Annotated in this window: 27 protein-coding genes; 12 read left to right on the top strand and 15 right to left on the bottom strand. The window is 68.8% G+C overall.

Annotated features, from left to right (window positions below; genetic code table 11):
- Positions 1-268: 268 nt before the first annotated feature.
- From ACZ43N_RS41770 to ACZ43N_RS41795, 6 genes are all read right to left on the bottom strand, one after another.
- On the bottom strand, positions 269-847 hold the full coding sequence (locus ACZ43N_RS41770; protein ID WP_468104976.1) for a DUF7178 family protein: 579 nt from the start codon (positions 845-847) through the stop codon (positions 269-271).
- A 146-nt stretch (positions 848-993) separates the two neighbouring features.
- Positions 994-1371 carry a DUF3846 domain-containing protein gene (locus ACZ43N_RS41775; RefSeq protein WP_468104978.1) on the bottom strand — a complete coding sequence of 126 codons (378 nt, stop codon included), beginning with the start codon at positions 1369-1371 and terminating at the stop codon, positions 994-996.
- Between the two features lie 584 nt (positions 1372-1955).
- A complete protein-coding gene (locus ACZ43N_RS41780) occupies positions 1956-2087 on the bottom strand; it encodes a hypothetical protein (protein ID WP_468104980.1) in 132 nt (43 codons plus the stop codon).
- The gene (locus ACZ43N_RS41785) at positions 2084-3259 is read right to left on the bottom strand and encodes a hypothetical protein (protein ID WP_468104982.1); all 1176 of its coding nucleotides are present in this window, start codon (positions 3257-3259) and stop codon (positions 2084-2086) included. Before ACZ43N_RS41785 ends, ACZ43N_RS41780 begins: the two co-directional genes overlap by 4 nt.
- A complete protein-coding gene (locus ACZ43N_RS41790; RefSeq protein WP_468104984.1) occupies positions 3256-3834 on the bottom strand; it encodes an RNA polymerase sigma factor in 579 nt (192 codons plus the stop codon). Before ACZ43N_RS41790 ends, ACZ43N_RS41785 begins: the two co-directional genes overlap by 4 nt.
- Positions 3831-4058: a hypothetical protein gene (locus ACZ43N_RS41795; protein WP_468104986.1), complete on the bottom strand. Its 228-nt coding sequence runs from the start codon at positions 4056-4058 to the stop codon at positions 3831-3833. Before ACZ43N_RS41795 ends, ACZ43N_RS41790 begins: the two co-directional genes overlap by 4 nt.
- 322 nt (positions 4059-4380) lie before the next feature.
- Here ACZ43N_RS41795 and ACZ43N_RS41800 point away from each other — a divergent pair, with 322 nt between their 5' ends.
- Positions 4381-4929: a hypothetical protein gene (locus ACZ43N_RS41800; RefSeq protein WP_468104987.1), complete on the top strand. Its 549-nt coding sequence runs from the start codon at positions 4381-4383 to the stop codon at positions 4927-4929.
- Positions 4930-5026: 97 nt separating this feature from the next.
- Here ACZ43N_RS41800 and ACZ43N_RS41805 read toward each other — a convergent pair whose 3' ends face one another.
- The 9 genes from ACZ43N_RS41805 to ACZ43N_RS41845 all read right to left on the bottom strand — a co-directional run bounded on the left by ACZ43N_RS41805 (position 5027) and on the right by ACZ43N_RS41845 (position 13211).
- Positions 5027-5293, bottom strand: coding sequence for a hypothetical protein (locus ACZ43N_RS41805; RefSeq protein WP_468104989.1), 267 nt, complete (start codon positions 5291-5293; stop codon positions 5027-5029).
- Between the two features lie 90 nt (positions 5294-5383).
- Positions 5384-5911: a hypothetical protein gene (locus ACZ43N_RS41810; RefSeq protein WP_468104991.1), complete on the bottom strand. Its 528-nt coding sequence runs from the start codon at positions 5909-5911 to the stop codon at positions 5384-5386.
- A 101-nt stretch (positions 5912-6012) separates the two neighbouring features.
- The gene (locus ACZ43N_RS41815; protein WP_468104993.1) at positions 6013-7023 is read right to left on the bottom strand and encodes a DUF6292 family protein; all 1011 of its coding nucleotides are present in this window, start codon (positions 7021-7023) and stop codon (positions 6013-6015) included.
- Between the two features lie 88 nt (positions 7024-7111).
- Positions 7112-7666 carry a telomere-protecting terminal protein Tpg gene (gene tpg / locus ACZ43N_RS41820; protein ID WP_468104995.1) on the bottom strand — a complete coding sequence of 185 codons (555 nt, stop codon included), beginning with the start codon at positions 7664-7666 and terminating at the stop codon, positions 7112-7114.
- 114 nt (positions 7667-7780) lie between these two features.
- Complete coding sequence (locus ACZ43N_RS41825; RefSeq protein WP_468104997.1) at positions 7781-9139, bottom strand: replicative DNA helicase; 1359 nt, start codon at positions 9137-9139, stop codon at positions 7781-7783.
- Positions 9136-10206: a hypothetical protein gene (locus tag ACZ43N_RS41830; protein ID WP_468104999.1), complete on the bottom strand. Its 1071-nt coding sequence runs from the start codon at positions 10204-10206 to the stop codon at positions 9136-9138. The genes ACZ43N_RS41825 and ACZ43N_RS41830 overlap by 4 nt, the downstream gene beginning before the upstream one ends.
- Positions 10207-10595: 389 nt before the next feature.
- Positions 10596-11276 (bottom strand): RibD family protein, encoded by a 681-nt coding sequence (locus ACZ43N_RS41835; RefSeq protein WP_468105001.1) that lies wholly within the window; start codon positions 11274-11276, stop codon positions 10596-10598.
- 15 nt (positions 11277-11291) lie between these two features.
- A complete protein-coding gene (locus ACZ43N_RS41840; RefSeq protein WP_468105003.1) occupies positions 11292-12725 on the bottom strand; it encodes a helix-turn-helix domain-containing protein in 1434 nt (477 codons plus the stop codon).
- Positions 12726-12878: 153 nt separating this feature from the next.
- Positions 12879-13211, bottom strand: coding sequence for a GntR family transcriptional regulator (locus ACZ43N_RS41845; protein WP_468105005.1), 333 nt, complete (start codon positions 13209-13211; stop codon positions 12879-12881).
- Between the two features lie 339 nt (positions 13212-13550).
- Here ACZ43N_RS41845 and ACZ43N_RS41850 point away from each other — a divergent pair, with 339 nt between their 5' ends.
- From ACZ43N_RS41850 to ACZ43N_RS41900, 11 genes are all read left to right on the top strand, one after another.
- The gene (locus ACZ43N_RS41850) at positions 13551-14366 is read left to right on the top strand and encodes a hypothetical protein (protein WP_468105007.1); all 816 of its coding nucleotides are present in this window, start codon (positions 13551-13553) and stop codon (positions 14364-14366) included.
- A gap of 193 nt (positions 14367-14559) precedes the next feature.
- Positions 14560-15024 carry a hypothetical protein gene (locus ACZ43N_RS41855; RefSeq protein ID WP_468105009.1) on the top strand — a complete coding sequence of 155 codons (465 nt, stop codon included), beginning with the start codon at positions 14560-14562 and terminating at the stop codon, positions 15022-15024.
- 192 nt (positions 15025-15216) lie between these two features.
- On the top strand, positions 15217-15387 hold the full coding sequence (locus ACZ43N_RS41860) for a hypothetical protein (protein ID WP_468105011.1): 171 nt from the start codon (positions 15217-15219) through the stop codon (positions 15385-15387).
- Positions 15388-15542: 155 nt separating this feature from the next.
- Positions 15543-16373, top strand: coding sequence for a hypothetical protein (locus ACZ43N_RS41865; RefSeq protein ID WP_468105013.1), 831 nt, complete (start codon positions 15543-15545; stop codon positions 16371-16373).
- Between the two features lie 34 nt (positions 16374-16407).
- Positions 16408-17508 (top strand): hypothetical protein, encoded by a 1101-nt coding sequence (locus ACZ43N_RS41870; protein WP_468105015.1) that lies wholly within the window; start codon positions 16408-16410, stop codon positions 17506-17508.
- A 228-nt stretch (positions 17509-17736) separates the two neighbouring features.
- Positions 17737-19386: an FtsK/SpoIIIE domain-containing protein gene (locus tag ACZ43N_RS41875; protein ID WP_468105016.1), complete on the top strand. Its 1650-nt coding sequence runs from the start codon at positions 17737-17739 to the stop codon at positions 19384-19386.
- A gap of 192 nt (positions 19387-19578) precedes the next feature.
- Positions 19579-20583 (top strand): C40 family peptidase, encoded by a 1005-nt coding sequence (locus ACZ43N_RS41880; protein WP_468105018.1) that lies wholly within the window; start codon positions 19579-19581, stop codon positions 20581-20583.
- A gap of 1 nt (position 20584) precedes the next feature.
- On the top strand, positions 20585-20860 hold the full coding sequence (locus tag ACZ43N_RS41885) for a hypothetical protein (RefSeq protein ID WP_210551988.1): 276 nt from the start codon (positions 20585-20587) through the stop codon (positions 20858-20860).
- A gap of 4 nt (positions 20861-20864) precedes the next feature.
- The gene (locus ACZ43N_RS41890) at positions 20865-22193 is read left to right on the top strand and encodes a hypothetical protein (protein ID WP_468105020.1); all 1329 of its coding nucleotides are present in this window, start codon (positions 20865-20867) and stop codon (positions 22191-22193) included.
- A gap of 125 nt (positions 22194-22318) precedes the next feature.
- Positions 22319-23392, top strand: coding sequence for a hypothetical protein (locus ACZ43N_RS41895; protein WP_468105022.1), 1074 nt, complete (start codon positions 22319-22321; stop codon positions 23390-23392).
- Complete coding sequence (locus ACZ43N_RS41900) at positions 23389-25575, top strand: hypothetical protein (RefSeq protein WP_468105024.1); 2187 nt, start codon at positions 23389-23391, stop codon at positions 25573-25575. Before ACZ43N_RS41895 ends, ACZ43N_RS41900 begins: the two co-directional genes overlap by 4 nt.
- Positions 25576-25699: the final 124 nt, after the last annotated feature.

A 25699-nucleotide genomic window follows, 5' to 3' on the forward strand; every position in this document is an offset into this window, starting at 1 on the left:
GCCGGGGCCGGCCACCCACACCAGCCACCACCAGAAGCAGGGGGCCGGGGGCGACTTCCTACCCTGTGGAATCGACCCGCCGTGACCCGCCGTCAGATTAACGGAACGGCTACGAGCGTAGCTTACTCCCGGACGTCACGCGTCGAGAATCAGTCCAACCGAAACCCGTCAGGGGGTGATGATGCATGCACACCACTGCTGGGTGCATCATGTGGTGCACTGGGTAGCATCCCGAACGGTGGCGTAGCCCAGGGGGCGGGTTCTCTGTTTACCGCTTGCGCTCGATGTGAGCCACCCAGGTAACGGCCTGGACTTTGCTTGGGACTTCCCCGATTTGCCGCGCTGCAGTGCGGTAGCAGTCGGCGAGCAGATTGTAGCGGCCAACCGCACCCAAGCCTCGGTCCCGCTGGCCGTAGATTTGGCGCACGGCAATGTCGTGTGCGTGGCGATCGATCACAACGGCGTCAGGGTGTTCCGGGTCCGCAATGCACAGGTAGAAGAATCCCGTTTTGATGTGCATGGGCAGAACTTCACTCGGGTCGGTTCCCGCCAGGATTCGGTTTGCCTTGGTGATTGCGTCGCGGACGTGTCCGCTCGCGCTCCCTTCGGCGAATGCCTTACGGGCGAGCCTGCAATTCTCGGCCCATGACTTGTTGGCGGAGAGAGCAGCCAGGACCCCTGCGCCTTTGTGGGTGTCTCCTGCTGCGATGTCTGCGGCGAATTCGTGAGCCGTGGCGTACCACTGGAGTCCGCGTTGCCTCTGGTCGGCCGTGGCGGCGTTCCACTGGTCGATGATGGCGCGGGTGTAGGCGGCGCGCTGCAGCTCGGTGCACTTGACCGGGATCATTCGTCCTCTGGTGGGGCGGGCGCGCGGCTGGGGGCGGAGGAGCGGCCTCGATGGGCGCTCAACTCAGGCCGGCCTGCGCGCGGAAAGGAGGTTGGCAAAAGAGCGGGGTGGGAGGCTTTTGCGGGCCTCCCACCGCCTTTACTGCGTCAGTTGGTGCGCGGGTCCGGAACGGTCGGGACGTAGATTCCCGCCATCGTCAGAAGGGCGTGGCACTGGTCGAGGGTGAGGCCCTTGGTGTCGCCCTTGGCGTCGGGGCCGCCGGTGAATACGGCGGTGCCGTGGTAGGCCTGGTGAACGGGTGCGGTAATGGCGTAGAGCTGAATTGCCGGGTAGTTGACGGGGGAGTTCTTGAGCATCCCTTCGTCGTCCAGCCACATGGAAACCTTGGACGAAAGGTCGACGACGTCGATGCTGGTGCAGCCGATTTCGCGGTAAAGGGTGTTGAGGTTGTCACCGGTGCTGTGCCATTCGATGACGGTGAAAGAGGAGTCGGGGCGGAGAACGAGCGCGAATGCAGCGGACATGGGTGTCCCCTTTCAGGGCGTGAGGGTCTTTGGTGTTGATCGACTGCCACCGCCGACCAACAAGAAAAGTGTACCGCAATTTAGCTACTGATCAAAGCGTTTCCGCAGGTCAACGCGCTGGAGTGGCGGGCCGGGGCCCGGCTGCCGTGCCGCCTATCCGCACCGCGCAGCGGTTCGGATCTGCCTGTCCGGCCGTCGCAGACGGCGGGGCAACGCGCAGCGTCTGCCCCGGTACCGGGCAGGCCGCCGGAAGGCCGCGCAGCGGGCCCGGCGAGGGTGGGGGCAGGGCGAGCGGGCGCAGCGCGCGGCCGGGTCGCGCAGCGGCCCGGCGCCCTGGCGCCCACCCAGGCGTGAGCGCGCGCAGCGCGCGGTCTGGGGTGCGCAGCACCCCAGACACGCCCCGGCGGCGCGGCGGCCGGGCCCCGGCCCGCGGCTACAGCGCAGGAAAGACGTTCAGCGGTCCCCTGCTGCGCCCCAGGACGCCCGTGCTGCGCCGCCCCGTCGCTGCCTTCCCTGGGCATGGCGCGGGCCCCAGGGGGCATCCTGGGGGCCCGGGCCGGATCAGCGCGTGCGGCGGGGGTGGGTCAGCTGGTGCTCTCCAGGGCCCTCATGAGGTCGGCGGGGGCAGGGGTGGTGCCGGTGGCGAGATGGCGCACCCCGGGGCCGGGTGGCGGCCAGGCTGCGCCCCGGCCGAGCAGGACGTCGCAGACGGTCAAGTGAGGGTGTTCTCGCGTACGTTCCCGGTGCCGGGACGGATGATCCAGGATCCGTCTTCCTGACGATCGGAACGCCGCTTGAGACGGTAGATGTCGGTGGAAGCGGGCCATGTGGTGCGGTCCGACCACCTGACTCCGGTCAGCTTGATGTCGTCCTCGCGTACATCCGCGTTGCTGAGGTCGTCCGTGGTGAAGTCGTCCATGAAACTCGCCAGGGATTCCTCGTCCACTGCCACCGGCGCGCCGACGGCCTGCGTGTACTCGTCATTGATGATCTGCAGGCACCGGTATCGGACGCGGACGAGGTCGCTGGCGAGGGCGCGGTCGAGGTCGCGGGCGAGGTCGCTGGCGAGGGCGCGGGCGCGGGCGAGGGCGGCTCTGGCGCTGGCGCGGGCGCGGGCAAGGCCGCGGTCGAGGTCGCGGGCCACGTCGAAGGCTCGGTCGAGGGCGCGGGCCAGGTCGTCGGCCAGGTCGCGGGCGCGGGCCAGGTCGGGACCGGGGCCGAGGTCGAGGGTGAGATTGAGGGCGCGGTCGCGGGCGCTGGCCAGTTTGGGATCGGGGTGGCCGGCCAGGCCGTGGAAGCGGGCCAGGCCGAGGTCGCGGGTCAGAGCAAAGGCGCGGATGAGAGGGCGGGCAAGTTCGAGGCTGCGGTCGAGGTCGAGGTCGCGGGCCAGGTCGGGGTGGAGCCAGAGGGCGCGTTCGAGGGCATGTTCGAGGTCGCGGGCGAGGTCGCTGGCGCGGGCGCGGGCGCGGGCGCGGTCGCGGGCGAAGGCACGGTGGGAGCTGCTGGCCCATTTCCCTACGTCATGCAGCACGCGGCTCGCAGCCGCCACGCGGGGGTTGCTGCGCAGCTTCAGCCGCTGGGCCGCACTGGCCTGCCACCTGCTACTGCCCGGGGCTGTATTGGCGACAGGCGGGGCTACGGCAGGAGGGGTGCTGGGGGGCATCTGGTTGGTAGGAGGTGTGAGGATGTCGCGCAGGCCGGCTTCCACGTCCAGAGCGGTCTCAACCTTCGCCGTGAACGCTTCATGCCGGGACTGGAACAGGATGTCGCGCAGGCCGGCTTCGACATCCAGCCCAGCTTCGATCTTCGCTGTGAACGCCTCATGGTGCCGCGTCAGCTCACGGTCGGTCGGGTCGGCGGGCCCAGGCTCGTCCCTGTGAGTGGTCACTGGCGTTCCCCCTTCCGCTTCCCGAGCACTGTCACCGCGGTCTGGCGAGCGCGGGCGAGGTTGCCCCGCACCTGAGTCGCGGGCACGTCCAGGATCTGTGCGATCTCCGCCGGACTGAATTCATCGAACGTCAGAGCCAGCGCCTGCCGCTGGCAAGGAGGCAGCTCCCGCAGGATGGCCAACACCTCGTCGTATTCCAGTGATTCCCACATGACCTGGTCCCCCACCAGAGCCGCAGCAGCTGGTTCCGGCGGCTCCCCGATGACCTCCTCCCGGAGGGAGGCGAGCGCGCGGATCAGCGCCCGGCGGGCCGTCGTACGCGCCCACGCCTGGGGGTGGCGTACCTGGCCCCACTTCTGGTGCAGCGTGCGCATCGTCTCCTGCGCGGCGTCAAGTGCGTCCTCCCGACCGGCGCCTACCAGGATGAGGAACCCGACCAGACGCGGGAAGTCGGCCCGGTAGAAGGCGGAGAACTCCGCGTCGACGGCAGCACGTTCCGCGGCCCGGTCCTCGACCCCGCCGACGGACAGGTCCACCGGCGGGTCAGTGTCCGTGGGCTCCCCCGAAGTCGTCACGCTGCCTCGTCCCCCTCACCTCCACGGCGGCTCACGGTGAGCCGCACGTACCGCCCAGGCCGCCGCTCGGTCAGGCACACCTGCCCACCTGGCCCCGCCGCCCGCGTCACCTCGGCCAGGTGCCTGCGGGCCGCCCGAGCGTGCAGCACCCGGTAGCGGAAGTACGCGGCAAGCACGCCGGCAAACACCGGACCCGCGACCCCCACCACAGTGACCACATCCATCGCACCCCATCCTCTCGTCCTACGGCGGACGGATCAGCCGTCCATGGATGAGAGGCCCGAGAAGCCGCCCGCGTGAACAGACGAACCAAGATTCTTAGCGGCACCGCACCAACGCAACAGCCCGCCTCCTGCCCGGCTGCCAAGTGGGTAGTTGCCACTCCATTTTCCCCTGCATCTCCTGCCTCTCCTTCAACAACAGGGGGCGCACTTTGGGGCTTTCCCAAGGAGTTTGTCACCCTGTCTACTGCTCGCGTGCCCTAACGGGCAGCCCGGTGCATACCATCGTTGACAACACGACATCAATTGGATCATGAGGCCCCGCGTGACAACCGATGAGCGACCGCCGGAGACGAGCGGGAGATATTGGACGAGGGACCGAATTGGCACAGCCGTCGCCATATTAGGGCTGCTAGCTGCATGCTATGTAATCCTTTTTGGCGACGATGAGCTGGAGCGGCGTACGACAGAGCGCACGAAAGAGGCATTCGCTGCATACATCGCAGCATCTGATCGAGCCTGCTCCAAGCACAGCCCCTCTTATGCCGAATTGGGGAAGGGGCCATGGCAGGGTGGTGAGCCGATCGCCTATGCCGCCTACCTTCGGAAGAAGAACGAGGTACTTACCGCCATCCTTCAAGATTGGGAGGCCATTGATATCCCTCCAGGAAGCGACAAGGAGGCGGAGATAGCTGAATCCCGATCCCTAATGTACGCCTCGATAAAACAGACTGAAATGGCTGCCGAGCGCCTGGATACTGGAACTGGACGGGAGGAGGCCAACTTGAATATCGGCGAGGCGAACCGACTGTCTATGCAGGGCATCGCAAAGGCCCGATCAATCGGGTTCGCGGAGTGTCCCCATGAGTTTTGATAAGGAAAAGCTCCTAGCGGACTGGTCATCTTGTCGAAACCCATCTACCAGGAGCTTCCTTCATCCCCACCGCCGGGCTCGCCCATCCAACCGCCCGTCAGGTTGGAAACCGCCCATTCCGGCGCTGGGCTGCGCGGCGCCGGGCACGGATGGGGGCCGTTTCGTCAGTCCAGGTGATCTGGCGCCAGCGGTCGCCGTCATGGCCGGGTGTGCCTCGCCACGGCTCCAGGGCGTACACAAGGGCGTTCCAGAGCTCCATCCGCTCCGCGCGCAGGGTGGTCAGTGCGGCCTGTGCGGTGTTGCGGTGCACGCCGAGCTGCTCGGTGAACCCGGCCGCGGTGAGGGCGGGGTCGTCGTCGTTCAAGTCACCCGACAGAACCGTCAGGCTCCCGCACCGCTGTTCATGTCGCGCACCCTGCGCGTCTCCGACAAGGACGCCCGAGGGCGTCGAGAACTATGGACTGCTGTGGAGGACCGCCCGAGTGGCGGCGAGGAATTCGCAGCGAGCGTCTGCGGAGCGTCGTACTGCCTCTTCCTCCGGGGGCCCCCACTCAGGTTCCGACAGCGAGCGTCGGCGGCCGAACGTATCTTCTAGATGCAGGAGGGCTTCCCTCAGGCCCGACGCCGCCATGTGCACACTGTCGGGGCCTTCGAGTTCGATGAGGCCGAGTTGCGTGTCAAGGTTCTCAAGTGCCCTGCGATGCGCCGCCGAATCGAGACGAAACCGGCTCATGTTTCGTGCTGTGTCGCAGGCCATGAGGTACTGGGTGTACACCTGTCGGCGGGCTGTCTCAACGCGGGCGGCCCGCTGCTCGTCGAGGGTCCGGTTCACTGTGTCGATTACGGCACGGGCCTGCTCGTCGCCGGCATACCGGGCCGCTGCTGCCTGGCGTCGTCCGGCCGCGATCGTGAACCAACCCGTGAGCGCGCTGCCAGCAAGCGCGGCTCCTGCGGCAATGAGGGCTATGCCCAGCTCTCCCATGCAGGCAACGGTACTTACGGAGGGGGTCGTTCGTCGGTGAACGGTGAACGCTGCCTTGCGCTGCCCGCTGGCAGATCAATTCCACTTTCCGCTCAGCGGCTTCAATCGCTGTGTTCCAGGGCCTTCACAACGTCGATGGGGGCGGGGGTGGTGCCGGTGGCGAGGTGGCTCACTCCGGGGCCGGGCGGGGGCCAGGCTGCGCCCCGGCCGAGCGGGTGGCGGCGGGAGGTCGAGGTGCGCCAGCCGTGCCGCTCGGACCAAACCAGGGCCGCAGCAGGCGCGTCTGGGCCGTCCAGGACGAGCGCGGCGACGCACTCGTCGTCTTCCGGGTGCTGGACGGCCGGCGGGGTGTCGGTGGTGGTCCAGCCGCGGGCGTGCAGGGCGCGGGTGACCTCGGCGAGGTAGGGGCGGGCCTGGCGGCCGCGCAGGACGGCTGCGGCGCGGATGCCCGCGCGGCGGGTCAGTCCGGCCGGGTAGCCGAGCGCGGCGGCGGCCTGCGGGGCCGTGACCCCGCGCTGCTCCATCACGTCGGCCATCCGCTCCGCGCGCAGGGTGGTCAGTGCGGCCTGTGCGGTGTTGCGGTGCACGCCGAGCTGCTCGGTGACCCCGGCCGCGGTGAGGGTGGGGTCGTCGTCCAGGAGCTGCGCGACGCGCGCCGGGAGCAGATCGCGCGGGACCTGGTCGCCGGCGCCCGCAGGACGGCCCCCGCCGCTGGCGGCGGGGCGGCGGCGGGGCGTGGGGGTGTGGTCGCGCACGACGTGGCGGGGCCAGTGCTCGACTCCGCCCACGAGCACCAGGTGCTCGCTGACGGCCGGGTCCTTCTTCCGGCGGTCCCAGGCGCCCGGGTCCATCCCGCGCAGCGCAGCGGCCTCCTGACGGTCCAGCAGGTCCTCGTCGTCGTCCGTCGTCGGCAGCGCGGGCACGGGGCGCCCGGCGAGGTAGGCGTCGACCTGCTCGCCGTCGTACAGCCGGGTCCGGCCCGCGCCCAGCGGCGCGGGGAACCCTTCGGCCTGCAGGCGGCCGGAGTTGAGCAGGGTCTGCACGGCGATGCCCTGCTGCGCGGCGATGTCGGCGAGGGTGCGCACCAGGTGTCGGCGTCCGGCGCGGATCATGCTGGGTCCTTTCAGTCCGGCAAGCCGCCGGTAGTCGTCGAGAAAACGGTAGCGTTTTCACTACCGTCGCGGGGCGGGCAGCAGCCGCTTACAGGTCGAACTCGAGTTGCTCGATGTCGGTGAACTCGACCTCCAGGCCGTGGGCGCGGCGCCCGCCGTCGCGGAAGTAGACCTCGCCGAGCGCCTGGCCCGCGAGGTCGCGCAGCTGCTGCTCGCTGGCGCCCGCGTCCTGGGCGTTGAACAGGCGGGCCGCGTGCTCCGGTGGCAGGGCGAGGGTGAGGTGCCGCATGCGGGTGTCGTCGGACGTGCCGGGCGCGGCGGTGAAGCCGAACCGGGCCCGCACGTGAATGACCACGCCCGTGCTGGCAGCCGCCTGCTTGCGGGCCTGAGCGCGCACGCGCGGCTGCCAGCGCTCGCGTACGGCGTCGGCCAGGCGCTGGGCGAGGTCGGCGCGGGGCCGGCGGATCTCGTCTTTGACGTACCGCTCCACGGTGCGCTGCGAGATGCCGAGCTGCTGCGCCACGGCGCGGGTGCCTTTGAGCTGCTTGACCAGGTAGCGCATCTGCGCCCCGGCCGACTTGGGGATGGGGCGGGTGAATGCCTGCTGCACGGCCTTGTTCAGGCCGTCTCCCACGATGCCCACCAGGGGCCTCCGTTCATGATCGGCTGTGTGGGCCGCTGCGGGGCGATCACTGCCGGGCCGGGGGAAGTTGCCCGGCCGGGCCATGATCGCGCCGCACAGCGGCCTCCAGGGCGCTTAGTGGGCCGGTTCTTCCTCACCGGACATGTCGCGCAGACGGCTGTAGTGGAACTGGTGGGCCACGGTCACGGTCGTCGTGGGCCCGTTGCGGTGCTTGGCCACGATGAGATCCGTCTCCCCGGCCCGCCCGGACTCGGGCTCGTAGTAGTCCTCGCGGTGCAGCAGGATGATGTTGTCGGCGTCCTGCTCCAGGGCGCCTGAGTCGCGCAGGTCGCTGACCTGCGGGCGCTTGTCCTGCCGCTGCTCGGGCCCGCGGTTCAGCTGAGCCAGGGCGATGATCACGGCCCCGGTGTCGGAAGCCAGGATCTTCAGTTCGCGGCTGATCTCGGTAACGCGCTCGTAGGCCTGCTGCCGGCTGTTGCGCTGGTCGGTCTGCATCAGCTGCAGGTAGTCCACGATCACCAGCGGCGCGCGGCCGGTCTCACGGACAACGGTCTTGATCCGGGAGCGGATGCGGGCGGGGCTGACGCGGGCGCTGTAGTCCATCCACAGCGGCAGCTCCCGCAGCTCTGGAACGAAGCGGTCGAGCCGGTCCCAGTCCTGCTGCTTCAGGCTGTCGGCACCGTCGCGCAGGTGGTGGAACGCCACCCGCGCCCTCGCCGACAGGATGCGGTTGCTGACCTCCGCGCGGCCCATCTCCAGGCTGTGCACCAGCGTGGGCCCGCCCGCACGGGCGTTGGCGACGGCCACGCCGAGCGCGAACGCGCTCTTGCCCATCGCCGGGCGCGCGGCCACCACGATCATCTGGCCGGGCATCAGCTTCATCAGGGAGTCCAGGTCGGTGAACCCGGTGATGGCAGACGGCGGGACGGACACGGCCAGGCTGTCCAGGTGCGCGTCCAGCTGGTCGCCGAACCGCTCGAAGGTGTCGTCCTGGTCGTCGGCGGTCAGGTACTCCAGCTCCGCCTGGTGGGCCGCGATCGTCTCCGGTACCGACAGCGGGTCAGCGATGCGGGCGCCCTGCATGCCGCGCACCAGCGCTTCCTGGTAGCGGCGGACCTGGGCGTAGCCGTGCACGAGGTCGGCGTAGTGCCCGGCCTCGGCTGCGGAGCAGGCGCTGCTGGCGATCAGGGAAAGGCCGGCCGGGCCGCCGACGCGTTCAAGGTTGCCGGTGCTGCGCAGCTCGGCCTCCACCGCGGGCACGCCCGTGGGGCGGCCGTGCCCGTGCAGCCGCTGAACCGCCGACCACACCAGGCCGTGCGCGGGCTCGTACCAGTCGCCCTCGCGCACCGCGCGGGCCACGTCGGCCACCGGGTCATAGGCCGGGGTCGCCAGCAGGCAGGCGCCCAGGGCGCGCCGCTCGGCGTCCACGGACACGGCCTGCCCCTGCTCCTGGTCCAGGGTCTGCGTGGTCACTTGGCCACCTCCACGTCGTTGCGGGAGACCTCGGGGTGCGTGCAGCGGCGCTGCGGTCCGGAGTCGTCGTCGTCCAGGAGCCAGCCGTACTCATCGCATGCCAGGCAGGCCTCGATGACGCTGCGCGCCGCAGCCGGCCGCGCGCTGCTGACCGGTGCTGGCGAGGCCTGCGGGCACACCAGCGCGTAGCGGCGCAGGTCCCGCACCCACCCCGGCAGGCACTTCGTCCAGGACGCCGCGCCACCGGTGTTCTTGAGAACCTCGGCTTCGAGCAGGGCGAGGTACCCGGCATCGGCACCCACCAGGGACGGCCAGCCCTGCTCGCGCATCGTGCGCACCAGCTTGGGCGCGCAGCTGCGTGCCGTGGCGGCACCCGCCTGCCACCGCTGCATCTGCTGCAGGAAGTCGACCGCCGCAGTGATCTCCTCCGGAGAGAACTCCGGCTCCTCCTCCCTCTGTGACGGGAGCGACCCGGTGGGGCGCGAGTGAGGGGTAGGGGAGGAGGAATCCTCCTCCTCCGGGGGGTGTGGGGGGGAGGCCATTCCGTTTCCCGGAACCAGGGAAGCGGTCTGACCTGCGGGAACGTGCCGATTACCGCTTCCCGGAACGCCGGAACCGTCGTTACCGCTTCCGGCGTTCCGGGAAGCGTTCTGACCTGCGGTTTTACCTGCTTCCCGGAACACCGGTTCCGGCGTTCCGGGAAGCGTTGCGACCTGCGGTTTTACCTGCTCGTGATCTACTGCCTCCGCGGGCTTCGGAGCCCAGTCCGGGTTCCACGCGGGGTTGTCGTAGACCTCGTACACGACCGGTCCCTTGCGGCCGGGCTTGGTCGGGTGCGGCAGCTGCGTCCGGCGCACGTAGCCGGCCTCCAGGAGCCGCGCGAACGACTCGTACACGGCGTTCTTGCCGACCAGCTCCCGCGCGTTCTTAGCGGACCGGATGCCGCGCTCCTGGAGCTGCTTCCAGACTCCGAGCGGGGTGGACTCCACACGGGAGGCGAGATTGAACATGACCTGCAGCAGCACGACGTAGTCGAGGGAATGGACCAGGTCACTGCCGACACCCATGTGCCGGGGGACCGAAACGCCGCTCACAGGCGCCTGAGCTGCGGTCAGGCGCCCCGATTCGTCGACAGGGCTGCTACTGCCGGACGGGTGTTGCTGGCTGTACAAGGAGTCATCTCCCCAGTTAGGGGAGTCGCGAGCAGCGATGTGACCTAGCGGAACACCCGGAGTAGTGGCGGCGCGCAATCTCTTGCGCATACTCTGGGTATAGGTGACTGCGCGGGCCTGCCGGCCCACGGGCATCACCCCGGCGAGGTCACCTCACCGGATCACGACTCAAGGGTTGGTAGCTCGGTTGAGTCGGACTTGGAAGAGGCTCCGTTGTGGCGACGGGGCCTCTTCGCTTTACGGGGCTCGAATTCGCAGAGTCCCCTCACCCTCTTCGATCAGCTTCAAGAGCGGTCCTTGGGCGCGTATCGGATCAGCACAACGTCGCCGATGGGACGGACTTCAAGGACCCGCATGCGCGCCGTGGATCCGCCAGGGAAGTCGGCAGCACCCAGGAAGCGCGCCGCTTCCGGCTGGCCCACGAGCAGAGGAGCGATGGCTAGGTGAACTTCGTCAGCGAGGTTCTGTGCCATCAGTTGGGTGTGAATGGTTCCACCGCCCTCCACCATGAGCCGCTCGACACCACGGCGCCCGAGCGCATCAAGGACCAGGCCCCAGTCCAGCTCGGGGCCGACGCTTACGACGTCGGCCAGGCTACCGAGGATGCTGCGCACCTTCTCCACTGCGCTGTCCACCGTTATGACCAGCTTTTCGCCCCCGAAGTGCCAGAACTTCAGATCGGCGGACAGCTCACCGCTCGCCGTGACGGTGACCTTCAGCGGATAGGCCGGCTTGCCGTCAGCCACGCGCTTCGCGCGCCGCTCCTCGGAATTGACCAGCAAGCGAGGGTTGTCCAGCCGCATGGTGTTCGCGCCGATCAGAATGGCGTCGGATTCCGCGCGGACCTGGTCGACGCGGTCGAAGTCTTCTGCGTTGGACAGCCGCAGCCGGTCGGAGCTGGTGTCGTCGAGGTAGCCGTCGACCGACATAGCGGCCGAGAGGAGGACGTAGGGGCGTGCAGTCATAGTTCGGATCCGTTTCTAGGCTTCGTGGGCGACAGCGAGGGCGAAGCTCTCGCGGAAGTCGGCGACTTCGGGCTGGCGCTGCCACGGGATCAGCGCCTTGTCGAGCCGGACCAGCTCTCGCATGATCCGGCCGGACCCGGTGTCGGTCGCGACCGTCAGGGCCTGCAAACCGACGGCAGCGGCCTGCTCGGGCGCGTCGGCGCCAGCGTGCGCGATGGCCGCGCGCGCCATGTACACGCCTCGGTCTCGGTGGTAGCCCTCCGGAAGGGCCTCGATAGCAGCGGTGAAGACGGCAGCAGCCTCGGAGTGCTTGCCCAGCACCTCCAGGCCTTGCGCTCGGTGCACATCGACATACTGCTCGGTCAGCCACACGCCCCAAGGGGTGGCGTCGCTGGCGACGCGGTCGAGGCTGTTGCGCACGTCCTCAATGGCTCGCTCGCTGTCTGAGTCGGCGCCCAGGAGGGCGTGACCGTAGGCCTCGTAGGTGCGGGCAACGGCTGCCAGACGACTGCGCGGGCGGGCCATGCGCTGCGCAGCCTCGGCGAGGTCGACGACGTCGACCAAGTCGCGCTTCTCCCCCGCGAGCTGCGCCTTGCGAGCCATCACGTACGAAGTCAGGTCGGCGTCACCGACGGTGTGACTCCACTGAAAGGCGCGGTCAAGCCAGAACTCAGCACTGGTGAAGTCCCCCAAGTCTTGGTAGAGCCATGAGGCGAACTCCGCGTACTGGGTCTGCAGCTCCATCAGGGCCTGGCGGTCGCTGCCTTTGGCGTCACGACGCAAGACCTTGATGTCCTCAATGTGCTCGCGCACGGTGGCGATGGCGCGCCCTGGGCCCAGAAGATTGTCGCTGTCGATCAGAAGTCGGCGAGCGCGTTTGAAGTGCTCGATGGGGGTGCCGCTGTAGGCGGAAGCGGACCGTGCGGGCCGTTTCAGTCCCTGCAGGCCTGCTGCGTCTGCGGCTGTCGGCGCTCCTATGCCGAATGCAGCCGCAGCACCGACACCCACCCCACCGCGGAGCAGGTTGCGTCGATCGAGTGCCACGAACACCACCGATCCATCCTGTAGACGAGCGGGGACAAAGGTCCCCTCATGATCAGACGCTGCCTGCTGGGCACCAGCAATGGCCAGCCCGATCGACGCATTGGATACAAGGGGAGTCGAAACGGATACACGGGTGGGCGCGGATACAGCTCCGGTGACGCGCTCCCACAAGTCGACAAGGATGCCGCCTGCGTTGAGCTTCGAATCAACTAACGCGACCTCTTGCCGATGCTTCGGGAAACGTGATCCGTCCTCCCATTTCTGCAGCTTGCTGTGCGACATGAAGGCTTGTTGTGCCAGCCCACGCAGGGTGTAGCGCCGTGCGATCCGGAGCTCTCGAAGCGTGTAGGCGAAACGCTGCTCGGGTGTCTGATCCGGCGTCAAAGCCTCTTGCCGCTGACTCACTTGATGTCCCTTCCGTGTCTCCACTGCATGTATCCGGCGGCTGGATACACGGTTGATCTAGAACTCCCACGGCAGTCGGGCTTACAACTTTGGTACCGAGATCAAGCCCGCAGGGGAGGGATGAACATGGACCACGCGACGCAGGAATGGGCGTCAGGCGCTGCACCCCTTCTCGATCCGTGCCAGGCGCTGGGAGAGGTCGGCTACCTGTTCTTCAAGCCTCCTCAGCGCCCGAGCGGTCGAGTCCTCAACCGATTCACTGGCTGCCTCGGTGACGAAGCTGCCACGGCCCTGATGCGAGTAGATCAATCCCGCCGTTCGCAGCTCCGTCAGCGCCCTCTGGACGGTGCCTGGTGCCACGCCATACGCGTCGGACAGCTCACGGGTGCTCGGCAGCTTTGCGCCGGCCGCAAGCTCACGGGTGCGGATCTTGTTTCGCACGTCCTGAACAATTCGTTGATACGGCTGCACCGCCTCGTCGCTCATGACGGTCATCGTAGGACCACTCCTTCGGCATAGCTAGCTTCCATAGCTTCATCGATGAGCTGCTTGACATAGCCACCACTGTATCAGCTAAGTTAGGTGTGTCGATAAGGCGGGATGCCGAGTCGAACGCAGGTAGCCCTTCCCCTGACGGGGAGGGCCGGGGTTGATAGTTCGACCAAATCCCCCGGACCAGTCCCCTGGCTGGCGTGCTCCTGCACTGCACGTCGCAGCGCAGATGCGCTGTCCGTCCGTCAGGACGCCGGAATCGATCCGTGCAGCCTGGCGGGCGGAGAGGGCACCGCGACGCGCCCTGTCTCTCCGATCACGAGGGAGTCCCCAGTGAGCACAACGCCCGTGATGCGGCAGGCCCGTACGCGCCGCCGCAAGACCCGCACCACGAACGTCAACCACCGTCCGCCGATCATCGCCTCAGACCTCGCGGTCAACGAACTGGACCTGACTCCTGGCAAGGAGCACATGGTGTGCCCGGACTGCTCCACCTGGGTGCCGATCACCGGCATGCTGGGGACGCCGAAGCTGGTGCCCCATCACATGGGCCGGGCCAAGACCGCCGATCCGCGCCGTTGCACGGCCGGCAGTAACCGTCGGGTCGTCATCGATGTGGACGCCGCCCTGTGGGCCGACAAGGTCGCTGAGGCTGACGCAACTGCGGTGGGGCGTCGCAGCGGCCGGGTGAACCGCAAGCCGCAGACCGTTGTCCCGACACCGGTGCACCGTGTGGCGTCGGTGCCGGGCCCGAGCGCACGTCTGCTGGCCGCCCAGACCCAGGCTCGGGACGCCGTCAACGAGCACCGCACGGTGTGCGGGGTGTGCAAGACAGGACGGGCCCGCTGCCCCATCGGCCGCGAGCTGGAGATTCGCATGGGCCACACCGACGCCTCGGTGCGCCTGGCCCATGAGCAGCGTGAGAGCGCGCTGCGGGCCGCAGCCACGCCGCCCGTGCCGCGCGCCCGGCAGTGGCGCCGGGTGGCAGGCGACGTGACCCGTGTCGATGACGCCCGGCGTGCGTTGGTGCCGGCCGGTGCGGCCCCGGCAGCCGGGGCCCGTGGCGTGCCGCTGGAGCCGCAGGACGTGGCGGCGCACGAGCGGCGCCAGGCCGAGCTCGGCAAGCAGTACGCAGCGCGCACTCACTGAACCCTGTGCTGCCCATCGCCAACCGGCCCGCATGGGTGCGGTTGGCGGTGGAGTGCGCAGGACGCGCACGCAACGAACCCCCAGGATCAGCTCCTGGGGGTTCGTTGCAGTCAGAAGGTGACAGCCCCGGAAGGTCAGAGCTCCGGGGCTGTCCGGTCAACGGACAACGGAGGTCCCCTTGACCACGGCGATCATGACACGACCCGCACCCCGCACGACAGTGGCCGCCGCCAACCCGGAGTACGCGTGTGGGCAGTGCGGCACCTGGCATTCCGGCCCCTGCTCGGTCACCGCGCACCACCAGCTCGGCGAACTCCTGGCCCGTATGGTGCGCGAGGCCGACGCCCGCGTCCCGGCGGAGCGCCGGGCCCGGCGCACGCTGCAGGAGATGGCGCCCGGCTACGAGCGTCAGCCGGTGCTGACCCTGCACCGGCCGGTGATGGCCGACGACGCTTGCCCGCTTTGCGGCCGGTGGTCGTGCGGCGGCAGTGACTGCCCGCCCGGAGCGGCACCCGCATCCGCCTGCGCGTCCGGTCCGGTCATGACGGGCGGCGGCATGCAGTGCGAATACTGCGGCGGCTGGTTCGGCGTCACCGCTGTACGGCTCGCCCCGGCGACCGCATGGTTGTGCGGCGCTTGCAGCGCTCTCGGGCTGTGACGGCTCACCTCATACAGGCGGCTCGGGCAGCACAGCAGCGTGCGGCCCGAGCCGTCGCCGCGGTCGGCTCCCATCACCCGCTGGCCCGTCTGCTGCTCGCGGCCGCCGCCATGGCAGCCGCGGCCGCGTGGGAGGCGGGCCACCGCGTGACCGACCTTCACCCGCCCCGCCGGCACCACGAAAGAGCACCCCGTGCCTGACGACCTGTACCAGCGCTACCAGGCAGCGCATCGCGCCCACCAGACGCACCGCAGCACCTGCACGACGTGCACCGACCAGGACCACTGCCCTGCGGGCGCGCGGCTCTGGGAGTCGTTCACGCGGCTGCAGGACGCCTACCTGCAGCGCAAGCGCCCCCGCTGAGCCATCCCGCTCAGCCGTCATCGCCACCTCTGGCGGCTGCCTGATCCGCCCGGCTCCCGCCCCTCGTGCCCTGCACGCGAGCGGGGGCCGGGCGCGGTCCAGGGGAGCCGGACAGCCCGGCTTGACCCGCCCCCTGTACGCAGATTGGAGCCCTCGTGCACACGATCCCTTTGCGCACGCCCCTCGACGAATCCGGGCTGCCGCACCCGGCACCGGCCACCGCCGAGGTGCCCGCCCCCGAGCACGGAGCGGGCACGTCCCTGGGAACGGTCACCATCTCCCCGGAGGAGAACCGGCAGATCTTCCAGCGCCTGGCGCCGCATCTGCCGCCCTACCTCCGCCGGATCGAGAACCACCCCTCCGGCTGGGGCCTGCGCTACACGTTCGACCCGTTCACCGGCCGGGAGAAAGCACCGGCCGTGCCGCGCTCCTTCTACGACGACCCGCAGCTGCGCTACGTCCGTGAAGCCGATGACCCGGCCGAACACAAGCTGCGGGAAGCGGCCGATCACATCCTGTGCGCGCTGTACGACCAGGCGTACAACCAGTGGAAGGACGCCGCCTACGTCGCTGACCTGCGCATGGTCATCAGGGACGCTCCCGACCGGTGGAAGACCTACGAGCGGGCGGCCAAGACGCTGGAGGCGGCCTACGCCTACCTGCGCACGCCGCAGGCCGCTCCCGAGTGGCCGGCTGCCGTCTCCCGCCTGGTCGACGCCCAGGAGCAGACCCTGGCCGCCGCCGAGGCGTTCGACGAGCCCGCCGAGGCCATCGCGCACGTCCACAAGCGGCATCTCTACGCCGACCTGAGCCCCGCCGAGGCCCTGGCCGAGGCGGGCCATCCCGAGGGTGCGCACTGGCACGTCGGCAGCGTCTTCGACGGCTACTTCAGCGACTCCCTCGCATATCGGGTGCGCGCCCTCATCGAGGAGCAGCACTCCCACCTGCGCACCGTCGCCCGTCTGTCCGGCATGGACGCCGGCTGAGTCCGGGCGCCCTACCTGAGAAGGGACTTCACACGTGAACGCCATCAAGAACCTGGGGGCGAAGGCCTCCCCGCGCGGGACGGTGCTGACCGTCCTGGGTCTGATCACGCTGGGCGTGGCCGTGCTGTCGGTCGGCGTCAGCTACCACATCCTCGAACCCCGCTTCGGGGCGTGGGCGGTGCCGACCGTCGCCGCGCTGGACGCGCTGTGGGTCGTCTTCCAGGCGACCGAGATCCTGGCCCGCAACAACCGGCTGCGCGCCCGGCGCGTGATGGCCGCGGGGCTGGTCCTCACGCTCATCAACGCGGCCATCCCGACCGCCGATTTGATCGTGTCCGACCCGGACACCTTCGACCTGGCGATGGTCCTCACCCCGGTCGCGATCGTGGCGACCAAGGGCGCGTGGTGGCTCACCCTGCCCGCGCTCGGGCGGAAGGTCTCCGAGCAGACCTCGCGGGCCATCGCCGAGCGGCGCCAGGAGGTCGCCGACAAGCTGGAGACGATGGAGGCCGACGCCGCCCACCGCATTGAGCTGCTGGAGATGGCCACCGTACTGGAGCGGCGCGTGGCCGAGGCCGAGACCGCCTACCGCAAGTCGGTACTGGCCGCGCAGGAGTCCATGACGCGGGACCTGCACGAGCAGGCCGAGGCCACACAGAAGGCGATCACGGAGCAGGTTCTGCCGGCTGCCGTGGCGGCCATCGCCCTTCCGGACCTGGACACCTGGACGCCCACCGCGCCCGCTCTGCCCACGGCGCGTGCCGCCCTCACTCCGGGCGAGACGGACAGTCACGCAGGTCAGGACGCTGCCCCGCTCGGCCGTCACGGCGAGCGTCACGGGGGCCGTGACGCCGACCGTGACGCCGTCGCACTCGCTGACCTCGCCGCCGTGACGGGCGTGCCCACGCCCGAGCCGGGCGAGCCGCTCACCGACGAGCAGCTCGACGTGGTTCTGCGGCACCTGCGCTATCGCGACGACCCGCCCATGTCCTACCGCCAGGCCGTCGCCGCCTTCCGCCGTGCCGAGTTCGTCGGCAGCGAGAAGCGCGTACGCAACGCCTGGGCCGCGCTCATGACCAAGGAGGGCGCGGAGGAGGGCGCCACGGACGACGAGGAAGAGGAAGCGGACGCCTGACACAAGGGGCGACCGCCCCGTTTCCCGGCACCACCAGTGAGGGCCAGCCCGCAATCGCGGTCTGGCCTTTGCTGCGACTGCCGGAAGCACAACACGCAGTCGAGCACGGCGTTTCGGTGAGTGACCCGGCGAGCGAACCAACGGTTCGCAGACCCGAGAGCAGACCCGACACGCCACGTCAGAAAAACCATGTGAATCGAAAGGGCGTGCGAGTTATCGTCCGCGCCCATGATCAAGACACTCGAAGGAGAAGGGGTGGCCAAACAGAAAAAGCAGGAAGAAGACCTGTACGGACAGGCGGCCGGTGCGATCGGCACCCTCGCCGTCGCGGCCGGCGTCCTGGCAGCCATCAAGGACAAGCTCGGCCTGTCCTGGCCGGCCACCCTCGCACTCACCGCCGGGGCGCTCGTCGCACTCGGCTGGGGGACCTGGAAAGCCCGAACGGCCCTGCTACGGCTCATCGGAGGCGGCAAACAGCCCTCCAGAGCTGTACAGCAGGAATCCCCCTCCGTGGGCGCTGACGGGCTCCTGGAGGCCGTTCCGGAGGTTCCGGTGCACCCGGAGCTGACCGAGGCGCTGCGCACGTCCGGCGCCATCGACAAGGCCGAGGTGATCCGGGCCGACGAAGTCACCATCGCCCCGGTGCTCACCGGCCAGCGGTACGACTTCCTGCTGCCCAAGACCCGCACCGTCCAGGACGTGCAGAGACGGCTGGACAACGTAGCCGCCTACTTCGGCGTCAGCCGACTGCACCTGGCGCTGGAACGCAGCCGGGACAACGAGCGTCGCGTCCGGCTCCTCAAACTGGACGCACCGCCGTTCTCGGCTGACTTCCCGGCGCCGACCCGCAGGGAGATCGAGACCTTCGCAGGCGTCCCGCTCGGTCACGATGTCACCGGCCAGCTGGCCGGTGTGCCGACGTTCGACAAGGCCTCCATGCTCATCGCAGGCATGTCCCAGATGGGCAAAACCACGCTCGTCAACGGACTGATTACTTGCCTGCTCCTGGCCTACGGCGAATTCGACCTGTATCTACTCGACGGGAAAATCTGCGGGCTGATCACGTTCGAAAAGAACTGTGTCCGCTACGAGGCATCCGATGACCCGGTCGTCTTCGAGAACATAGTTGACGAACTGTCCGCCAAGGGAAAAGAGCGGTACCAGCAGAAGCAGGAAGCCAAGCGCAACAGGAAGCCTGACCCGAAGTTCAAGCCGATCATTTTCATCGTCGACGAAGTGGCCAACTTCTTCGCCGACGACGGAACACCCAAGGGCAAGGAAAAGGCCCAGCAGATTCAAGAAAAGGCTCGCAAGCTCGTCGCGATGGCACTCGAATCGGGAATCTCTACGATCTTCATGACGCAGCGCCCCGACAAGGATGCCATCCCGGTGAAGGTGCGCAGCCAATTCGTTTACAGGCTCTGCCTGTATGTGGATTCCATCGGCAGCGCCAAGGTTGCTCTGGGTGACTCGTACTTTGAGACAGTCGCCCCGATCAACCCGACCCAGCTCAACCCGGATATCAAGGGCCAGGGTGTTCTCTTCGCGAGCGGCACTTCCACCCTCATCCGAGGATTCAACTTCCCGGATGAGTTCATGTGGGAAGTCGTCGATGAAACGGCCGCACGCCAGCACAGGGCGATGGAAGCAGCGCCGCCAACTCCCCTGAAGACGGCAATCCGTCTCATGCAGGAAAGGGAGCTGGACTTCATCCGAAGCGCCGAGCTGGCACCGCTGCTCGGTATCGAAGAAAGCGACGAAGGTAAGGCGGGAACCAAACTCGCAGCCCTTCTCAAAGGCGTCCCGAAAAGCCGCAATGCCACAGCGCGCGGCTACCGCCTGGACGACCTCGTCGCAGCCGCCAAGTCCGGGCTGTGACCGGCAGGCCCCCGTCATGTCCCCCGTCATGGCCCCCGTCAGACCCCCGTCACGACCCCGTCATCCGGACGGGTTGATGACGGGTCGAGCCGGACGCGTGACGGGGCTCTGACGGCCTGCTGACGGCCCGGATGACGGGTCTCATGACGGGTCTGAACAGCAGAAACCTTCACAACGCCATGGAAAGGAGGGATGACGCTCTTGAAAGCCTCTACAGCGGCCGTCATCGGCATAGGAGCCACCGGTGCCGTGATCGTGGCCGCCCTCGTGCAGGGCGCCGGCGACGACCCCGTCGGAACCGCGCTCAGCCTGGCTGTCCCCACCGAGTACCAGGAGCTGATCGAGGAAGCGGGAAACACCTGCCCCGAGATCAGCCCGAACCTGCTCGCCGCCCTGCTGACGCAGGAATCGGGATTCAACCCGAAAGCCAAATCGCCGGTCGGCGCGCAGGGCATCGCCCAGTTCATGCCGTCCACGTGGGAAACCCACGGAATCGACGGCAACGGCGATGGAAAGCGTGACGTTTTCGATCCCGAAGACGCCATCCCGTCATCGGCCAAGTACCTGTGCACCATCGCCGAAGACGTGAAAGACGTTCCCGGTAACAAGCAGAACAACATGCTGGCCGCGTACAACGCGGGCAGCGGAGCCGTCCGCAAATACGGCGGAATCCCGCCGTACAAAGAAACCCAGAACTACGTTCGGTCGATCAACTCCCTCTCCCGAAGCACTACGGGCAGCGGAGGAACGGTCTCGGCAAGCCGCGCAGTCACTGCCGTGAATGCGGCACAGAAAATGCTTGGCACCCCATATTCGTGGGGCGGCGGGAGCGCGAGCGGCCCCAGTACGGGAACGTGCTGCTCTCCCAAGGGGCGCTCCGGTAAGAGCATCAGTGGATTCGACTGCTCTGGCCTGACGCTTTACGCCTACGCGAAAGCCGGTATCAGCCTGCCGCGCACAGCAGCTCAGCAATACGCCGCGTCAAAGCCGGTGAAACGGAGCCAGGCGAGGATCGGGGATCTCGTCTTCTACGGCTCCAGCGCCTCCAGCATTCACCACGTCGGAATCTACGTGGGCGGCGGCTACATGATCGACGCCCCCCGCCCCGACACCGAGGTCCGCTTCTCCCCGTTGGATTCCATGAGCGACCTTCACGGCTTCGCCCGCCCTGTTTCATCCACCCAGAAGGAGATCTGAAATGCGCAGCTTCATCCTGGCCAAGCCCGTCGACATGTCCAAGGGCTTCAAGGACTTCTTCGACACCATCGGCATGACCGGCGGCGGCCTGGTCACCAAGGGCATCGCCGCCGTCATCGCCGTGATCGCCGTGCGGATGCTGCTGCAGCTGTCCGGCGACCCCAAGGGCGCCCTGCGCAAGGGCGGCATGGCCATCGGCACGCTGTTCGTCGCCGTGGTCCTGGCCCTGTACGGCGACACCCTCTTCAGCACCGTCACCGAAGCCAAGAAGGCGTGACGGCATGGCCGACAACTGCAGGCTCCTTGAAGGGACGCCGGCCTACGACTACTGCACCCGAGACACCGGCGGCGGTGATGGCGGCGGGGGTGATGGCGGCGGGGGTGATGGCGGCGGGGGTGGTGATGGCGGCGCCGGTGGCATCACCGACGGCGCCGTCGACAGCGTCGAGGAACTCGCCAACAGCCTGATCAAGCACATCAAGGGGCTGTTGGCGCCCGGCGAGACGTGGGCACCCGAGAAGGCCGACAGCGGGCTGTATGGCCCCTTCCTTTGGCTCGGTCAGCACCTCGCAGTCAGCATCTTCGTCTGCGTTGTCGTCGTGTGCGCTCTGACCGCCTGGCAGGGCGCACCACGGCTGAGGCAGATGGGTGCCTCGACAGGTTGGGCCCTGGTGGCCGTTGCTGGCATGGCCTCGATCCCCGGCGCTGTGATGCTGCTGAACAAGGCGGTCAGCTCGGCTTTTGAGGCTGCCTTCGGCAGCGACGAATCCACCCTCTTCGGCGCCATCAGCCGCGACATGGAGAAAGCGGCGGATGCTGATACCCCGCTGGGGAATCTCATCATCATCGCCGGCCTGGTCGTCGCCCTCGCCTTTGCGGCGCTGGTGTTCATGACGCGTCAGCTCGGCATTTTGGTGTTCGTGTGCATGGCGCCGCTGGTGCTGGCGTCGCTGGCACGCGGGGGCGACACGTCGGCGGTGCGGGCCTGGGCCGGGCGACTGCTGGGGTTGATGTTCGCCCCCTTCGCCCTGCTGCTGCTCGCCCCGTTCGTCCAGTTCGCCAAGGGCTCGCTGGTGGTCGACGCGTTGCTGCTCGTCGCGGCGGATGCGCTCATGCTGCGGATGATCTTCCACGGCGTGCCCTACATCGGACCGAGGGTGGCCGGCGCGGCGCGGGCCCTGGTGGAGAGCCAGACCGATCACCCGCTGGCGCGGGCGGTCGTGCGGGCCGGGGCGCCGACCGTCTACGAGCAGGAGAACATCCCGCGCGGTCCTCGCGTGGTGGACACCCCCGGCCGTGCGGTCTCGCAGGACGGTGGGGTGCTGCTCGGCGCGTACGGCCTCAAGCAGAGCCCGCGGCCGGGGCACCTGACCACCGCGTCGGCGATCGCGAAGATCCAAGCCGAGGCGCCGCGCAGGGCCCAGACCGCTCAGGCCCGCCGCGAGGCGTGGGCCGCCGCATCACCGCCGGCGTCCAACCGGCGGGCGGCCGGGGGCTCGACACCGTCCCCGGCGCCCGCCGGTCCGGCTCCGCAGCCGGTACAGCCGGGCGGGCCGGGCACGGCCCCGTCGCCCCGGCCCTCGGGACCGACCCGGCCGAACAACCCGTAACCCCGACCACTTGGCCCCGGCACACCGCTCCGCTCCCACACGGGTGCCGCGTGTGCCGGGGCCAAGCGGTCCCACCACGTCCCCGGCCAGGGCTCAACTGGCCATGAACCTAAGGAGGTCCGATCGTGTACTCCCTGACGCCCGGCTACCGGATTCCCGCCCTGCAGCGCGGACTCAGCCCCGCCGAGACGATGCTGACGAAGGCCAACGCCGGGCTCGGGAGCGCCGTCCTGATGTCCGCGATGATCACCCCGCCACCGGCCTGGACGTTCGGCGCCGTCGGCGCGGCTGCCGCGCTGCTGAATCTCGCGCCGGGGCCGCGCTCCATCGCGCGCTGGGCGGCGGTCGGCTACCGGAACCTGCGGGAGCGCACCGCGCCCATGGCGGCATTCGCCCGGCCGGGAGCGACGGCGACATGGGCCCTGTACCCCGGCCACGGCGTGATGCAGGACGCCGTACAGCGCGCTGCCTGGCACGAGGCCTTCAGCCGCGCGCTGACGTTCGCAGGCAGCCAGGCCCGGATCGCTGGGGTGCAGGTGCACGTCACCCACCACGCCACCGTCGACGAGTACACCGCCCACACCCAGACCATCTCAGTGCATGTGCCCAAGGGACTGACCGGGCAGCCTGGCCGCCTGCTCGACACCCTGGCAAACGAGTTTGCCCGGCTCGGTGTCCTCACCCCGCTCGATCCGGACCCCATTCCCGAGGTGACCGAGCGCGGCCCTGGCTGGGTCGCTCTCGACGACGGCCGGCATGCATCCACGGCCCGGATCACGGCCTGGCCCGATGAGACCGACGGTGACCTGATGCCGCGGCTGCTGCTCGGGCAGGGCACCGACCGGTCGCTGGCGGTGCTGTACCGGCCGCTGCCAGCTGCGCAGTCGCGCCGTTCGGCCAAGTGGCAGTCCGCTGCCTCGGAAGCCTTCACGGCCGACAAGATCAAGGCGGAGGCGCAGAGCCTGGCCAGCGGAGCTACGCACGGCGCCCTGGTCCAGGGCGCCACGCTCGTCGACCTGGACGCCTACCTGACGGTGTGGGGCGACAGCCCCGAGGCGGTGACCGACGCCCGCTGGCAAGCCGTTCTCGCGGCTGACCGCCACCGCATCCGGCTGGACTGGCTGCCAGGCCAGCAGCACCGCGCCCACGTCATGACCACCCCGCACGGGGCAGCCACGCAGAAAGGGGCCATCCTGTGATCCGCCTGCCCTCCACCCACGCCGCGATCACCGCGCCGCTCGTCGCCTCCAGCACCCGCTTCCCCGGCATCCCGATCGGCCGGTCCCTGCTCGACGGCCGGTTGTTCCACCTCTCTCCCGTCCAGACGGACGCCGCCCTGCTGCCGTCGACCAACAGCCTCGCGCTGGGCGGTCTCGGCTCGGGCAAGAGCACGACGGCGAAGACACGGATCCGCCGCGAGATCATCGAGCACGGCCACCAGGCCGTCGTCATCGACTCCTTCGGCGAGGACCAGTCCGGCGAGTGGGCAGCGCTGACCCGCTCACTCGGTGGCCGCGTCATCGAGGCCGGCACCTTCACACTCAACCCCTGCAGCTCCCTGCTGCCGCCCGAGGTCCGCGAGCAGCTGGTGCGCTCGCTGATTGCCGCGGTGGAGCCTGCCGCGCTCACCCCCCAGTCCACTCACGCCCTGCAGCACGCGCTCACGCACCCGAAGGCGACGTCGCTGAACGGCGTGATGGACGCGCTGGTGTCGCCCGAGGACGGCCGGTGGCCGGCCGCGAAGCTGACCGAGTGGGGCGAGGGCGTCGCCATCGCCCTGTCCCGCTACACCGAAGGCAGCCTTCGGGGCCTGTTCGACGGCCAAGACGCCAGCCTCCCGGAAACAGATCTGCCGATCCTCTCCTTCGACTTCTCCCGGCTGGACCGCAACTCCCCGGCGATCCCCTCGCTGATGGCCGCGGTGTCGTGCTGGGCGGAACATGTGTGGCTGCCCCAGTCCACGGCCGTGCACCGGCACCTGGTCCTCGAAGAGGCCTGGCAGATCCTGCTGTCCCCCGCGACGGCGGAGCTGATCCAGCGGCTCCTGAAGAACAGCCGGAAGGCGTCGCTGTCGCTGGACGTGGTGATGCACACGCTGTCCGACCTCGGCGAGGGCAAAGCCCAGGACCTGGCCCGGCTGTGCGAGATCGCCCACGTGGGCCGACTCGGCCCGGAAGAGGCCGCCACCGTCGGCGCGCTGCTCGGGCTGCCCGCCTGGGCCATCGAGCGCATCCCCGGCCTGGGCCCCGGACAGGCGGTCTGGAAGGTCGGACCTGACTACGTCGACATCGTCCAAACCGTCCTGACCGACGAGGAAGCCCGGCTCACCGACACGTCCACGCGGCGCCGCAAGGCGCAGCAGGCCCTGGCCGCCGCCCCCGACACCATTGAGGAACCAGCACCATACGAGCAGGACCAGGACGACGCCGAGCACGACGATTTTCACGCGGCACACCTGCCCGAAACTGTGGAGCCGGTACTGCCCGAGGGCGTGGGCGTCGAGACCGAGGACTGGGATTGGGAGATGCCTTGCAACGTCATCGACACCAGGCATCAGGACGCCTTGCAGGCCGCGCGGGAAGGGCGCTGCAGCGAGGCCGCGGACCTGGCCGCGCTCGGCGAGCGGCAGGACATCGCCGCCCACGGCATCAACTCCGACCAGGCCGTCTCCTGGCTCGTCACCCGCGCCAAAGTGGCAGAACTGTGCGGGAACTTGAACCAGTCAACCCAACTGCGCGCTACCGTCGCACGCATGGGGAAAGCCGAATGGTTCGATCAGCCTGAGGGCGTACGGACGGAGCCTCAGTGGCACAGCGGGCCCGAGCCATCCGCCCCTGAGGCACCCGCCGTCACGGAGCCGGTGAAGAAGCAACGACGGTGGCCCTACGTGGCAGCGATCGCTGCCCTTGCCCTCGGGATCGCCGCTGTGTCGCAGAACGCAGAGGACGACAAAGAGCAGCAAGAGCGCACGGAGAAGGCAGCCGCCTACAAGGGCGTCTCAGCCGTGAATCTCGACATCGACGGAGTCGAGACAGAAACTCTCGCGCACTGGAGCAAGGACGGAACCTCTGTCGTCCTGTCCGTCTGGGTCGCATCCAAAGAGGACCCCAAGTTCGTCCGGATCGACTCTGGCGGCCAGAAGGCGCAGGAAGAACTGGCACCCCTCAAGGAGGGGCAGTTCGCAATGCCGACTCACCTGGAAGTCAAGGTGCCGGTCAAGGACCGATACCAGGCCGTTCAGATGACTGTCGCCGTCGGCGGGCCGCACTGGAAGAAGGACACACGGGCCCCGAGGCGGACCATTGAGTTCCGTCCCGACCGGACGGCTATCGACGCAGAGTCCGGGAAGCCGCTCAAGCAGCACTACTCACGTCTGCTCTGAGCGCCTCACCGAGCAGTCTCCGACGCCGGATGCCCCGCACGAGTCATGTGCGGGGCATCCGGCGTCCAGTCTCCGGACGCTCCGTCTCGCCCTCCCTCCCCGTACCCGCGCGGAGAGGAGGACG

The organism is Streptomyces sp. NPDC030814, assembly GCF_055572155.1.